Genomic DNA, 14,387 nt, shown 5'->3' with positions numbered 1-14,387 from the left:
CGCTCCGGGGCAGACTTGGGAGATCAGGTCGCGGCGACGTCCGCCCCGGCGACGGCCTTTGCCATCGCGCCGATCACGATGGAGAACGAGATCGCGCCCGGGTCCGGATGGCCGAGCGAGCGCTCGCCGAGCGTGCGGGCCTTGCCGGTGGTCGCGATCATCGATTTCGTCGCCTCGACGCCCTCCTTGGCCGCGGTCGTCGCAGCGGACAGAACGGCCTCAAGGTCGTCGCCGGCGTCGGCCGCGGCCTTTGCCGCCGGATCGATGGCATCGATCACGGTCTTGCCGCCGGGCCCGGCGCCGCCGCGCTTCTCGACCGCTTCGAGACCGGCCTTCAGGAAGGCCGCAAAGCCGGCGCCGTCCAGCGTCGTCGCATCGCCGAGGGTCTTGTTGCCGGCCCGGAAGAAGGTGCCGAAGATCGCTCCCGAGGCTCCGCCCGAGGCCGACATGATGGCGCCGCCAACCCCCTTGAAGACCTCGCCGACGGTCGCCGGTTCGTTCTCCTTCAGGAAGGCGAGCGCGGCGGAAAAGCCGCGCTTCATGCCGACGCCGTGGTCGCCGTCACCGATCGCCTGGTCGGCGTGGGTCAGGAGTTCGATATTGGCCAGCATCGCGTCGCAGGCGGCAACGAACATGCCCTTCACGCCGGCGACATCAAGTTCCGTGGTCATCGGGGCACCCTCCGTCAGTTCGAATAGGCCAGCGAGGACGCCGGGGCATCGAGATAGCCCTTCAACTCGTCGTCGAGGCGCATCAGGGTGATCGAGTAGCCGGCCATCTCCTGGGAGGTGATGAACGGGCCGACCTCCGTGCGGTGGACGGTGATGCCGGCATCCGCCAGCCGCGCCCGCACCCGCCGGTTGGCGACGAACAGCTCCATCGGCGTCGACGAGCCGAGATTGTTGATGAGGAGCGCGACCTCATCGCCTTTCTCGAACGGCAGGTCGACAAGCAGGAGGTCCATCATCTGGTCGACGATCTCGTCGGCCGGCGCCAGCTTCTGGCGCTTTGCCCCCGGCTCGCCATGGGCGCCCATGCCGATCTCGATCTCGTCCTCGCCGAGCTCGAAGGTCGGCTCGCCCGTCTCCGGGATCGAGCCGGCCGAAACGGCAATGCCGATGGAGCGGGTGTTGGCCTCCGCCTTGGCGGCGATGCGGTGGAGTTCCTCCAGCGTATCGACGGCCTCTGAAGCCGCGCCCGCCACCTTGATGACGAAGAAATCGCCGGCAATGCCGCGCCGGTCGTCCATGCGCTCCGGCGGCGCCGCAGCGACGTCATCGCGGACCCGCACGGTCCGGGTCGCGATGTCCTCGTCCTCCTCGGCGAGTTCCGCGCCGATGTCGAAGTTCATGTTGTCGCCGGAATAGTTGCCGTAGACGTAGAGGACGCCCTTGCCGCAATCGACGGCCTTGGTGGCGGCAACGATCGCGTCCGGGCTCGGCGCCGCGAACACCTGGCCGCAGACCGCGCCGTCGGCGAGCCCCGGCCCCACATAGCCGGCGAACATCGGCTCATGGCCGGAGCCGCCGCCGATGAGGAGCGCCGGCTTTTCGGCCTTCTCGCGGTCGGCGACGATGATGTTGCCCGGCAGCAGCTTGGTGGCGCCGTCGCCGGCAAGGTTCATGCCTTCCAGCGTCTCTTCGACCACCTTGGCCGGATCGTTGAGGATCTTTTTCACGCGTCTCATGGGGAATGCTTTCCTCGCCTTCAGGCCGCCTTGGCGACGTCGAGCGCCGCCATCGACGCGACCATGTCATTGAGAACGTACTCGTCGGTCGCCTCGAAGGGGTAAACGAATTCGGCAAAGAAGGTCTGGTCCTTGAGGTCGTAGCGCTTCCAGAAGTCCTCAAGAACGCCTTTGTTCAAAAGGCCGTCCTGGGCAAAGCTCCAGTGACGGTCGAGCTGGCCGTCGGTCTGCTGGATGTGATAGGCGGCGATGTAGTCGCCGCAGGTTTTCATCCAGTGGTCCATGTTGGCGTCCGCGCCGAACAGCGGCTCGAACATGGCATGGCCCCAGTCGACCAGAAGCCGCACCGGCACCTCGGTCTTGCCGTCGAGATCCTGCATCAGGCGCAGCCCGTCGGCGGCGGTGGACGGGAACTCCGTGCCGAGCGGCACCGGCTCCACATAGAGCATCTCAAGGCCGCTCTCGGCCGCGTGCGCTGCAAGCTCGACCCAGGCCTCCTCGGCAAGCTTGAGGATTTCCTCGCGCCGCGCCGGGTCGACCGCATCGGCCGACGAATAGGAGCCGAACGGCATGCCGGTCGCCGGCACCTCCATCGCCGCCGTCATGTCGATGGCGCGCTTCAGGTGCTCCTTGCCGAGCTTGCGCAAGTCCGCATTCGGGGCAAGGACGTGATTGTAGGTGTAGGAGGCCAGGCCGCCGAAGGTGCTTTCCACTACGAGACCGGCATCGCGGAACGCCTTGGCATAGGCCGCAGCTAAGCGGTCGCGCTCGGCCGCCGGCCACCACGGATCGGTCAGGTCCCAGGTGTACTGGACGTATTTGACGCCGAGCCGGTCGTGGATCAGCGCGGCGAGCGCTTCGGGTTCCAGCCAGCGTTTGACGGCGAAGGAGAGATTGACCCCGAGTTTCATTGTTTTTCACTCCCTTTCTTCTCTCCCGGCCGGGCGAACAAGGCCCGGTCGGGTGTTCCTTGCCTCAGCCTTCGCGGCGCAGGTAGCGGCGCGAGATGGAGTCGAAGGAGATGGCCAGGACGACGATCGCGCCGGAGACCACCGACTGCCAGTAGGGCGAGACGCCGAACAGCACGATGATGTTCTCGATGATGCCGATGATCGCGGCACCGAGGATGGCGCCGATCGGGCTGCCGACGCCGCCGGTGGTGGCGACGCCGCCGATGACCGAGGCGGCAATCGGCGCCAGCACCCAGCCCTCGCCGATCGACGGCTGGGCGGTGCCGAGGCGGGCAACCATCAACATGCCGGCGAGCGCCGACAGGAAGCCCGCGGCAGCGAACACCAGCACCCGGATGGTGTCGACGCGGATGCCGAGCATGCGGGCCGCCGGCGGGTTGTTGCCGATGGCATAGAGATACCGGCCGAACGGCGTCTTCACCGCCATGAAGGTGATGACGATCAGCGCCACGACGAGGATCATGAACGGCACCGGCACGCCGTAGGGCGCGCTCTTGCCGAGGAAGCTGATGGCGTCGGGAATGCCGGTGATGGCAACGCCCTTGGTGGCAACGAGATTGGCGCCGCCATAGACGCCGGCCATGCCGATGGTCAGCACCAGAGAATGCAACCGGAGCGCGACCACCAGGAAGCCGTTGAACATGCCGCAGAAGGTGCCGAGCGCCAGGCACAGTGCCAGCGACAGCCACGGGTTCCAGCCCATCTGCACCATCATGATGCCGCCGACGACGCCGCAAAGCCCGGCGATCGCGCCGAGCGACAGGTCGAGTTCGCCGAGAATCATCAGCATCGACTGGCCGAGGGTAACGAGCCCGACGAAGGCGAGCGTCCTGGCCATGATCGTCATGTTGTAGGGCGTCAGGAAGTGCGGCGAGAGCATGCACGAGACGACGAAGATGACGATCAGCGCGGTCAGCACGCCGAGCAGCGGCACGGCAGCGATCCGGCTGGCAAGGCTCCGTTTTGCGGGGGATGCCGTTTCGGACACGACTTCAGACGACATGGCGCAACTCTCCCGAACCGATAATGGCGCTCACCAGCGTGTCGGCATCCGTTGTCATCGTGTCGAATTCGCCGCTGATTTCGCCGTCATGCATGGTGATGATGCGCGTCGCGCATCTCTTCAACTCGGCCAGTTCGGAGGAGATCATGATGATCCCCACCCCCTCCTCGGCCAGAGACTTCATGATCTTGTAGATCTCGACCTTGTTGCGGACGTCGATGCCGCGGGTCGGCTCGTCGAAGATGAGAACGTCCGGGCGCCGTGCCATGGCGCGGCCGATGATGGCCTTCTGCTGGTTGCCGCCGGACAGGAACATGATCTTCTTTTCCCACGACGAGGTCTTGATGTCGTAGTCGTCGATGACGCCGCCGACGATCGACCGCTCGCGGGAGCCGGAGATGACGCCGGAGGGCGCCGTCTGGTCAAGCACGGAAATGCCGATGTTCTCGCGCACGCTGAGCGTCGGCAGGATGCCGTGCAGCTTGCGCTCTTCGGAAAGATAGAGGACGCCGCCGGCGACCGAGGCGGCCGGCGAGCCGAGCCGCAGTTCCTCGCCCTTCAGGACAACGCGGCCGTGCTTGGGTTTCTTGTAGCCGAAGACGCCCTGCATCAACTCGGAGCGGCCGGCGCCGATCAGCCCGGCAAAGCCGAGGATCTCGCCGCGCCGGAGCGTGAAGGAGGCATCGGAAAAGCCTCGCCCGGACAGGTGTTCCACGGTCAGGACCGGCTCCCCGGGCTCGCCCTCGGGCAGGAAGGTCTGGTCGAGGCGGATCTCGCCGCCGGACATCATCCGGATCAGCTCGGCCTCGGTGACGTCATCCATCGCCCGGTGACCGACCGTCTGGCCATTGCGCAGCACCGTCACCGTGGTGCCGATCTCGAAGATCTCGTCCATCTTGTGGGAGACGAAGACGATCGCCTTGCCCTCGTCGCGGAGCTGCCGGATGATCTTGAAGAGGCGCTCGATTTCCTTGGTGGTCAGCGACGTGGTCGGCTCGTCGAGGATCAGGATCTGGAACGACTTGTTGGTCGCCGCCCGCGCGATCTGCAGGAGCTGACGGTCGGAGACCGCGATCGTGCCCACCGCCTCGTCGGGCCGGGCGTGGATGTCGAAGCGGTCGAGATATTCCTGCGCCTCGCGCTGCATCCTGGAACCGGAGAGCACGGCGCCGCCGAAGCCCGACTTGTCGAACGGCATGAACAGGTTTTCAGCCACCGACATATGCGGGAAAACGTTGAGTTCCTGCGGCACATAGGCGACGAGGTCGAAGAGCGACTTGTCTTCGGCGGTGTCGCGCCCGTCGATGTGGATGGTGCCGCTGTCGACCGCCATGATCCCGGTCAGTGCCCGGATCAGCGTCGACTTGCCCGCTCCGTTCTCGCCGGCAAAGACGTGGACGGTGCCGCGCTCGATCTCGAGGTCGACATTGTCCAGCGCCACGACACCGGGGAACTCTTTGCGGATGCCTTGGACGCGGAGGAAAGCCATCACTGTCACCAAATCGGCTGGTGGGGACTTGCGGGACGGGCAAGGCGGTGAAGTACCGGCTCGTCCGTCCCGCTCTGGAAGTCATTCATGGGGCCCACGGCGTCCCGTTGCCAGAAACCGTGGGGTGCATGCGAAGGACTATTCCAGGCTTTCCTTGGTGATGACGGCGATGCCGGTGTCGATATACTTCGGAACCGGCTTGCCCATGGCCTTCTGCCAGGTCGCGATGACGGCCCAGTAACCCTGCATTTCCGGCTTGGTCGAGGACGAGGAGTCGACGACGCCTTCCTTGATGAGGGCGAGAAGGTCCGGCAGGTTGTCGAGGCCGACATGGATCACGTCGCCGACCTTGCCGGCTTCCTTGATCGCTTGGCCGATGCCGATCGGGCCGGCCGCGTCGCACGCCACCCAGCCCTTCAGGTTCGGGTTGGCCTGCATGATGGCCGCGGCCTGCTTCTGGGCGGTCTCAATGCTGTCATTGTCGATGCCGGTGGCGACAAGCTTGATGTCCGGATACTTCTCGAACGTCTTCTTGTGGCATTCGGCACGGATCGCGTGGTTCGGCGCCGTCGGCACGCCCATCATGATCGCCACTTCGCCCTTGCCGCCGAGCAGCTTGACGAGGCGTTCGGAGGCGATGTTGGCCTGCTCGCAGAAGTCATTGCCGATGCTGGTAAGTTCCATGCCCTCGGGCGGGACGGAGTCGAACACGGTGACCGGGATGCCCTGGTCGACGGCTTCTTCAAGCACGACGCGGTTGCCCTTGCCGTCCAGCAGGTCGACGAGGATGCCGTCCGGCTGGGTGGCGATGGAGCGGGAGATGATGTCGTTCTGTTCGATGACATCGGCCTTCTGCGGAGCGCGGTACTCGATCTGCACCTCGCGGCCGGTGGTCTCGGTCAGCATCTTTGCCGCTTCCTTGGCGCCGTCGTTCACGAGGTCGAACCACGGATGCACCACTTTCGGCACGATGACGAAGCGAAGCGGGTCTTGGTCTTGCGCGGCAGCAACCGTAGGACCAGCCACGACAGCAGCCAGGATTGACGCCAACAGGAGTTTTTTCATGGGAATGTTCCTCGAACTTTTTTCCTCACCGCCGGTAATGGGAGCGCATGCTGGCACTCCATCTGCGCGGACCGGGCCGCGCATGAGAAGCCCTCACACGGTCGTTCGGCGGCTACGGCGTTCATGGCGCCCTACTCGCTCGAACGAGCTTGCGGATCTTCCCTACCGGTCAAATGACATTACATTTGTAATTTCTGTTTTTCAATTGATTTGTCGGTTCCGTATCCGTGCGCCAAAACAGCGCATTTTTGGAACCATCTAACTCATTCAAAAATAAGGAAAAATAACGCCTATTAGCGAGTTCTGAAGCAGCATTCACCCGGCCGGATGCAAGTAACATCCTTCGGCTTTCAGTCTTTTGCGCGGTCCTTTTTCAAAAACGTTTCCGCCTTTCGTGAACCGCACCTAGCCGCGCATCAAACCTTCCGCGACCGCCTCGTCCGTGACGAGGTGGGTGACGTTGCCGAGCTTCAGGATCGCCCGGATGATCGGCAGCTTGTAGGCATCGCCCGAGGCAAGGATCGTCTTGGGGATATTGCCGAGGCCGGAAGGGTGCAGCGCCATCACCCGCTTGTTGAGCGGATGGTCGACGTCCTTGCCGTTGGCATCGAGGAAGGTGCCGAGAAGTTCGCCGACGGCGCCCTTTTCCTTCAACTCGTCGATGTCGCGCGGCGACAGGGAGACCGCCGAAAAGAGCTGCGAACGGCCGGAAAGATCGCCGCAGGAGACCAGCACCACATCCGCCTGGCGCGCCTCCGCCATCACCTCGGCGAGCGGCGGATAGGCCATCAGGCCGGCAAAGCTCTCGTCGTCCGGATAGTAGAGCAGCGACGGGATGTAGTGGCATTCGGCGCCGAGCGCGCGGGCGAGCTGGCTGGCGACCTCGAAGGTGTTGGCGCCGGAGCCTCGGGTCAGCCCGCCCATCAGCGAGACGACCCTGGTGCGCGAAAACTGGCGCGGCGTCAGCTTGCGCACGGCCGCCCCCAGCGTGTCGCCCCAGCCAAGGCCGATGGTCTGGCCGTCCTTCAGCATGCCATTGAGGAGTACGCCGGCAGCCTCGCCGATCACCCGCTTCTGGGCGACCTCGTCGCGGATCGACGGCACGACGACCGCGTCCTGCAGCTTGAAGCGGGACTTCAACTCCTCTTCCAGGGCAACGCAGGAAGCGAGCGGCAGCCGGATCTCCACCTGCACCGAGCCGTCGGCGCGGACCTGACCGATGATCTTGTTAACCCTGAGGCGCGTCAGCCCCAGCCGGTCGGCGATCTCCTGCTGCGTCATGTTCGCGACGTAATAATACCAAGCGACCCGGGCCACGAGGTGCTCGGCATCCATACCGCCTGTCAGTCCGTCGGAACCGTCCGCCATTCCTTGCCTCTTCCTGCGGGACGTCGTCATGCGGCCCTTCTGCCCGGCATTTCCTCGCGCCCCCTTCAATCCTTACACCGTAGTGGAAACTGCGCCTATTCGAGATTGGTATGGCGCGCGCGCATCGCCTCGGGCGTGACCTTGAGCCGGTCACGCACGCCAATGACGAGGGCCTCAAAGACGATGAATTCCGCGCCCTCAAAGAGCGATCCCATGGGAAGGATGCTGCCCTCCCCGGTCTGATCGTCGGCCATAGTCTGGGCCGGCACCGGCAGCACCGTATCGGCCGCCTTCGGCGCCGCACCGTCCGGCTGGGCCGTGACGACGAGCGTCCGCGCACCGGCCGATTTGGCAACGCCCATCAACGCGGCGACGGTGGAGAAATTGCCCGGACCGGCCGAGACGATGAGGAGATCGCCCTTGCCCACCGGCGGCGTCGTCATGTCGCCGACCATCGCCACCTTGAGGCCGAGATGGAACAGCCGCATGCCGAGGCCCTTGATCTGCAGCCCCTCGCGGCCGACGCCGTAGAGCGCGATTCGATCCGCCGCGACGATCTCATCGATAGCGGCACGCATGGCGTCGTCGTCGAGCCGGGAGAGCGCGGCGCCGAGCTCCTCGAGCGCCTTCAGACATGTCGCTTGCATGGAGTGAAACCTCTGAATGAAACACGCACGCTTAACACTTGATGCATGCAATATACAAATGTTCTAACTTTCGGGCAATCCGTCCGCCGCGCGAAATGCTTATCCGCGGCAGATCGTCCGGTGGACATCGGCCAAATCGGTGAGCGTTTCCCGCATGCACTCTCGCATGCCCATCCCTCAGCCGTCACCCCGGGCTTGACCCGGGGCCTATTGCCCCTGTCCATGCGGTATGTCGCCGGCGAGGGGATTTGTGCCCTTGAATGGTGCTGGGCCTGTGCAGGAGCCGCCACGGCTACCGGTCGAGGTGGACAATAGATCCCGGGTCTGCGCTTCGCTCCGCCCGGGATGACGACAGAGGTTGCCGCAACGCACCCGGACGGCTGCAACGACGGAAGCGCTTCTTTCAGGAAAATCGCCCCTCACCGGTCGTGTGCTGCCAGCCACTCGCGGATGAGCGCCCGATAGCGCTCCCCGGAAAAGCTCGGGAAATGGCCGCCATGGACGAGCCTGACCGGCATATCCAACAGCCGCTCCATGCTGGCGATGTAGTCGCCGACGTCCGAGTGGTATGTGTCCTCGATCAGCGGCCCATCATAGAGGATGTCGCCGGAAAAGAGGATGCCGGTGGCGGCCTCAAAGAGCGCGATGCCGCCCGGTGAATGGCCCGGCGTGTGGATGACGGAAAAATGCCGGTCGCCAAGGTCGATGGCGTCGCCGTCGTCGACGATCCGCGTCGCCGGCGCCTTTCTCACCGCATATTCGGTGGAAAGATAGGGCTGCGGCGGCAGCGCGGTAAATATCTCGTCGGTGACGTAGGGGTCGGCGAGCGTGTTCACCCGCGTCGGCGCGGCCAGAAGCCCGGCCTCGGCCCGGTGCACGGTGCGCTGCTCGAACTCGTGGTGGCAGCCGATATGGTCGAAATGGGTGTGGCTGGCGACGGCCTCCAGCGGCCGCTCGGTGACCAATGGCACCTGCTGCCTGAGCGAGACGACGCCCATGCCGCTGTCGACCAGCATGTCCCTGTCGCGGCCGCGCACATGCCAGATGTTGCAGCGATAAAATTCGAGAATGAACGGCTCGGAGATGAAGGTGACGTCGTCGCCGACCGTTCTCGTCTCGTACCAGGTCGCAGCCGTCGCCCGCGGTAGGTCCGTCATGCCTCGTCCTTCAGGATAACCACGTCCTCCGGCAGGACGCCGAGCGCCACCGTCGCGCCCGGTTTGGTCTCTCCGATCTGCGGCATCTGCACCATCGGCCGGAAACTGTCGAGGGTCTCGTGGCGCATTACGGCGAGATGGTGGGCGCCGGCAAAGGTCATGTCCTCCACCATCGCGCTGCCCAGCGACAACGCCGGCCCCTCCACCGTACCGACGACGAAATGTTCCGGCCGGATGGAAAGCACCACATTATCCCCGGCATCGACGCCGGAGCCGTTGGCGGTGAGCGGCAGCCGGCCGAGCGGCGTCTCGATATCGAGCCGCCCGCCGGTGCGCCATCTCACCTTCCCCTTCAGAAACGAACTCTGGCCCATGAAGCCGGCCGCGAACAGCGTCGCGGGCTTTAGATACACCCGCTCCGGCGTGCCCATATCCTCGATCCGGCCGTGGCTCATGACGACTATGGTATCGCCGATCGCCATCGCCTCCTCCTGGTCGTGGGTGACGTGGATAAAGGAGGTTCCGACCTCGCGCTGGATCGCCTTCAGCTCCGCCTGCATCTGCCGGCGCAGCTTCAGATCGAGTGCGCCGAGCGGCTCGTCGAGGAGCAGCACGGAGGGCTCCACCGCCAGCGCCCGGGCGAGCGCCACGCGCTGGCGCTGGCCGCCGGAAAGCTCGTGCGGGCGCTTGGCCTCCGAGCCCTTGAGGCCGACGAGGTCCAGCATATCGTGCGCCCGGCGCATGCGCTCCGTGGAGCCGATGCCGCGCATGCGGAGCCCGAAGGCGACATTGGCGCCGATCGTCATGTGCGGAAAGAGGGCGTAGTCCTGGAACACGGTCGTCGTCGGCCGCTTTGCCGGCGGCACCGCCGTCATGTCCTGGCCGTTGATCAGCACCGAGCCCTCCTGCGGCACCAGGAAGCCGCCGATGACCGACAGAAGCGTCGTCTTGCCGGAGCCGGACGGGCCCAGGAACACCGTGTAGGAGCCGGTCGGCACGGTCAGCGAGACATCGGCGAGCGCGGTGAACGCCTCGTAGCGGTGGGTGACGTTTTTGACGTCGACGGCGGTCGCGCTCATCAGCGCCTCCCCTTTCTGAGGACGACCAGTTCCAGGACGACGACGAGAACGGCGGAGATGCCGAAGACGAGGCTGCCGACGGCGTTGGTCTTGGGGTTGAGGCCGGAGCGGAGCAGGCTCCAGATCTCCACCGGCAGGGTGACGTCGAAGCGGGTGAGCAGGAACGAGATGATGAACTCGTCCCAGGAGAACGTCATCGACAGGAAGAACGCGGCGAACAGCGCCGGCCACAGCATCGGCGCGGTGACGAGCGTGATCACCTGCCATTCCGAGGCGCCGAGGTCACGGGCCGCCTTTTCGATATTCGCCTGGTGGTCGCCCATCTGGCTGTAGATGATGGCAAAACAGAGCGGCAGGTTGATCACCACATGGCCGATCCCGGCCGCCAGCAGCGACTTCGGGAAGCCGATGAAGTTGAAGGTGATGAGGAGCCCCATGCCGATGATCAGGTAGGAAACGGTGAGCGGCGCCGTCAGCAGCGCCCGCTGCACCCCCTTGGCCGGCAGCGCGAAGCGGGCAAGGCCGTAGGCGGAGAGGAAGCCCAGGAGGACGGTGACGAGCGAGGAGCCGACGGCGACCACAATGGAGTTGGCGAGCGCCTCCATCAGCCGGCTGTCGGCCAGCACCGCCTCGTACCAGCGAAGGCTGAACCCTTCAAACGGCGGGATCGGGAACCGCCCGTCCTGGAAGGAGAACAGCACCAGCACCACGACCGGCAGGAAGATGAAGCCGTAGACGAGGATGGCGTAGACGGAAGAGGCGGCCGTGCGCCAAGACGTGCCGCGCATGGTCATGCCCTTTCCAGCCGGATCCAGCGGGCAAAGCCGAGATAGGCGATGGTGACGACGATCATGAGCAGGATCGCCAGCGCGGAGGCGGTCGGGAAGTCGGCGCGCCGGCCGATCTGCAGCATGATCACCTGCGGCATCAGCAGCTCGTTGTTGCCGCCGAGCACCTGCGGCGTGATGTAGTCGCCGATGCACAGGACGAAGGTGAGGAACGCGCCGACCATGATGCCCGGCAGGGTCAGCGGCAGCACCACGAACCAGAAGGTGGACAGCGGCCCCGCCCCGAGGTCGGCCGCGGCCTTGCGGTAGTTCGGCGAGAGCTGGACGAGATTAGCGTAGATCGTCAGCGTCAGCAGCATGACGAAGAAGTGGACGAAGCCGATCACGGTCGCCGTGCGGCTGTTGGCGAGATCTAGGGGCTCACCAATGAGACCGATGCCGAGCAGCGTCTCGTTGATGATGCCGTTATTGGCGAGCACCAAGAGCCAGGAATAGGAGCGGACCACATAGGAGGTCCAGAACGGCAGGATGGCGAGCACCAGCGCCAGCCGCTGCAGCCGCGGCGGCACCTTTTCGGCGATGATCCAGGCGAACGGATAGGCGAGCAGGATGGAGGTGACGGTGACGATGACGGTCACCTCCAGAGAGTTCAGCATGGCTTCGAGGAAATGGCCGCGCTCAAAGAACTTCAGGTAGTTGGCGAAGCTCCAGCTGGCGACGAGATCGGTGCCGATCCGCTCCCAGAGGCTGACGACCGCCATGACGACGAACGGCGCGACGAAGAACGCCGCCGTCCACAGAAGCGCCGGGGCAACGAAGCCCCACGCTCCGAGATCGAACCGCCTCGCCCGTGCCGCCAAAGCCATGACCGCCACCTCGTTCGCCTCAAGCCTTGCCGGACGTCACGTCACGCCCGGCAAGGCCCGTCTTGGTGCTGGAGGACTTTCTAATGCTGGAGGAATTCCGTCCACAGGTCCTGCATGGCGGCGTCCAGTTCGGCGTCGGGCGCCGGATACATCTGGGCGTTCTTCAGGTAAGTCGGCTGGTCATCCCAGCGCAGCGCCGCCTTCTGCTGGTCGGTCAGTTCCGCACCGGCCTTGGCGTTCGCCGGCATCGCCCAGTAGCAGGACGAGGTGGCGAGCCGCGCCTGGCCTTCCGGCGAGACAATGTATTTGACGAACTCGGTGGCCAGTTCCTTGCGGGTGCTGTCCTTGAAGACGCCGATCGACTGCGACCAGCGCACGCCGCCCTGCTCCGGCAGGATCCAGTCCAGCTCCGGCTTGTCGGCGGAAAGCCCGGCCGTCACCCACTCGCCGCCGCCGACGAGAATGTCGACCTCGCCGGTCGCGATCGCCGTCTGGCTCGACACCACCTCGCCGACGAGCTTGGCGTTGTCCTTGATCTTGAAGAGGGTTTCCTTGATCGCCGGAAGGTCGTCGGCGGTCAGCTCCGAGGTCTTTTTCCCGAGGCCGACGGCGACCATGCCGATCACCGGCAGGTAATAGTCGTAGACGGCGATCTTGCCCTTGTAGGCGTCGGACCAAAGCACCGTCATGTCCTTCATGTCGGCGGCATCGACCTTGGTCTTGTTGAAGGAGACGGTGTTGTAGCCGAATTTTTCCGAGACGGCGTAGAGCTTGCCGTCGCGCATCTGCGCCTCATCGAGCCGCAGTTCCGGGAAGATGTCGTCGAGCGGCATCTCGTCGGCCGGCAGCGGCGCCAGCAGGTCGGCATCGATGGCGCGCGGCACGTCGACGCCGTCGATGACGAAGACGTCCCAGTCGCCGGGCTGCGACTGTTCCACGATGGCGAGCGCCGAACCCGTGCCCTCATACTCTTTCAGGTTCACCTTGACGTCGAACTTCTTCTCGAACGGCTCGATCAGGGCCGGGTCGGTGTGGTCGCACCAGACCAGCGCGTTGAGTTCTTCGGTGGCGTTGGCGACGGGCATCGCGGCGACGCCGGCAAGGAGCGCGCCGAGCGCGGCGGCGCCCGTCAGCTTCAGTCGTTTGATCGCGGTGTTCATGGCTCGGTTCACCTCTGGATGGCTTTTTGGCGGGTTCTGGTCGGTTTTTCTGATTTATTTGTTTCCCGGAGCCTCATCCGGATAGCGGACCCCGGGCAGGATGCAGAGCATTTCATAGAGCAGGTTGGCGCCGACGAGCGCGGTGTTGCCCGACGGATCGTAGGGCGGCGAGACCTCGACGAGATCGCCGCCGACGATGTCGAGGCCGCGGCAGCCGCGGATGATTTCCAGCGCCTGCCAGATGGTCAGGCCGCCGATCTCCACCGTACCGGTGCCGGGCGCAAAGGCCGGATCGAGGCTGTCGATATCGTAGGAGAGATAGGTCGGATGGTCGCCGATCTTGGCGCGGATCTCCGCCATCAGCGGGGTGAGCGACTTCATCCAGCAGTCCTCGGCCGGGACCACCGTGAACCCCTGCTGGCGCGACCAATCAAAATCCTCCGGCGAATAGCCGGTGCCGCGCAGGCCGATCTGGAACACCTTGTCGGCGGCGATGCAGCCGTCTTCCAGCGCCCGGCGGAAGGGCGTTCCGTGGGCGATCTTTTCCCCGAACATCTCGTCATTGATGTCGGCATGGGCATCGACGTGGATCAGAGCCACCGGCCCGTGCTTCTTGGCCATCGCTTTGAGGATCGGATAGACCAGCGTGTGGTCGCCGCCGAGCGTCAGCGGCCGGCAGTCATGGGCAAGGATGCCGTCATAGGCCTCCTCGATGATCACAACCGATTTCTTCAGATCGAAGGTGTTGAGCGGAACATCGCCGATATCGGCGACCTGCAGGCTGTCGAAGGGCGCCGCCCCCGTGCCCATGTTGTAGGGCCGAAGCATGCAGGACTCGATGCGGATATAGCGCGGTCCCTGGCGCGTGCCGGAGCGGTTCGAGGTGCCGATGTCGAGCGGGATGCCGACGAAGCAGGCGTCCAGGCCCTCCGCCGTTTCCTGCGACGGCAGCCGCATCATCGTCGCCGGGCCGGCGAAGCGCGGCATCTCGTTGCCGCCGAGCGGCTGGTTGAAGCTCATGGGCGCCTCTTTTCTGACCACGATTTGATCATGCTTATCGATTGAGCAGGCTAGCGGCTGGCGTAGCTGGAAAAAATAGGGAATTAT

General features: G+C 65.0%; 14 protein-coding genes. All 14 read right to left on the bottom strand.

Annotated elements, in window-relative coordinates:
• Positions 1–23: 23 nt before the first annotated feature.
• Entirely contained in the window at positions 24–671 is a 648-nt protein-coding gene (dhaL, locus tag M2319_RS13815; protein WP_264602050.1) for a dihydroxyacetone kinase subunit DhaL, read from the bottom strand.
• A 14-nt stretch (positions 672–685) separates the two neighbouring features.
• Positions 686–1,687, bottom strand: coding sequence for a dihydroxyacetone kinase subunit DhaK (locus M2319_RS13810; RefSeq protein WP_264602049.1), 1,002 nt, complete (start codon positions 1,685–1,687; stop codon positions 686–688).
• A 20-nt stretch (positions 1,688–1,707) separates the two neighbouring features.
• On the bottom strand, positions 1,708–2,598 hold the full coding sequence (locus M2319_RS13805; RefSeq protein ID WP_264602048.1) for a sugar phosphate isomerase/epimerase family protein: 891 nt from the start codon (positions 2,596–2,598) through the stop codon (positions 1,708–1,710).
• 64 nt (positions 2,599–2,662) lie between these two features.
• Entirely contained in the window at positions 2,663–3,661 is a 999-nt protein-coding gene (locus M2319_RS13800) for an ABC transporter permease (RefSeq protein ID WP_264602047.1), read from the bottom strand.
• Positions 3,651–5,150, bottom strand: a complete 1,500-nt coding sequence (locus tag M2319_RS13795) for a sugar ABC transporter ATP-binding protein (protein ID WP_264602046.1) — start codon at positions 5,148–5,150, stop codon at positions 3,651–3,653. The genes M2319_RS13800 and M2319_RS13795 overlap by 11 nt, the downstream gene beginning before the upstream one ends.
• 138 nt (positions 5,151–5,288) lie before the next feature.
• The gene (locus M2319_RS13790) at positions 5,289–6,176 is read right to left on the bottom strand and encodes a substrate-binding domain-containing protein (RefSeq protein WP_264602045.1); all 888 of its coding nucleotides are present in this window, start codon (positions 6,174–6,176) and stop codon (positions 5,289–5,291) included.
• Between the two features lie 444 nt (positions 6,177–6,620).
• The gene (locus M2319_RS13785) at positions 6,621–7,583 is read right to left on the bottom strand and encodes a sugar-binding transcriptional regulator (RefSeq protein ID WP_264602044.1); all 963 of its coding nucleotides are present in this window, start codon (positions 7,581–7,583) and stop codon (positions 6,621–6,623) included.
• A 95-nt stretch (positions 7,584–7,678) separates the two neighbouring features.
• On the bottom strand, positions 7,679–8,230 hold the full coding sequence (locus tag M2319_RS13780; protein WP_264602043.1) for an SIS domain-containing protein: 552 nt from the start codon (positions 8,228–8,230) through the stop codon (positions 7,679–7,681).
• A gap of 419 nt (positions 8,231–8,649) precedes the next feature.
• Positions 8,650–9,387 (bottom strand): MBL fold metallo-hydrolase, encoded by a 738-nt coding sequence (locus M2319_RS13775; RefSeq protein WP_264602042.1) that lies wholly within the window; start codon positions 9,385–9,387, stop codon positions 8,650–8,652.
• Positions 9,384–10,466, bottom strand: coding sequence for an ABC transporter ATP-binding protein (locus M2319_RS13770; protein ID WP_264602041.1), 1,083 nt, complete (start codon positions 10,464–10,466; stop codon positions 9,384–9,386). Before M2319_RS13770 ends, M2319_RS13775 begins: the two co-directional genes overlap by 4 nt.
• On the bottom strand, positions 10,466–11,254 hold the full coding sequence (locus M2319_RS13765; protein ID WP_264602040.1) for an ABC transporter permease: 789 nt from the start codon (positions 11,252–11,254) through the stop codon (positions 10,466–10,468). The genes M2319_RS13770 and M2319_RS13765 overlap by 1 nt, the downstream gene beginning before the upstream one ends.
• Before the next feature lie 2 nt (positions 11,255–11,256).
• The gene (locus M2319_RS13760; RefSeq protein ID WP_264602039.1) at positions 11,257–12,120 is read right to left on the bottom strand and encodes an ABC transporter permease; all 864 of its coding nucleotides are present in this window, start codon (positions 12,118–12,120) and stop codon (positions 11,257–11,259) included.
• A gap of 80 nt (positions 12,121–12,200) precedes the next feature.
• On the bottom strand, positions 12,201–13,280 hold the full coding sequence (locus M2319_RS13755; protein ID WP_264602038.1) for an extracellular solute-binding protein: 1,080 nt from the start codon (positions 13,278–13,280) through the stop codon (positions 12,201–12,203).
• A gap of 54 nt (positions 13,281–13,334) precedes the next feature.
• Positions 13,335–14,300, bottom strand: a complete 966-nt coding sequence (gene speB, locus M2319_RS13750; protein ID WP_264602037.1) for an agmatinase — start codon at positions 14,298–14,300, stop codon at positions 13,335–13,337.
• Positions 14,301–14,387: the final 87 nt, after the last annotated feature.

This window comes from Rhodobium gokarnense (assembly GCF_025961475.1).
Classification (GTDB): domain Bacteria; phylum Pseudomonadota; class Alphaproteobacteria; order Rhizobiales; family Rhodobiaceae; genus Rhodobium; species Rhodobium gokarnense.
The sequence above is the reverse complement of the archived record's forward strand: the minus strand, read 5'-3'. Positions and strand labels throughout refer to the sequence as shown.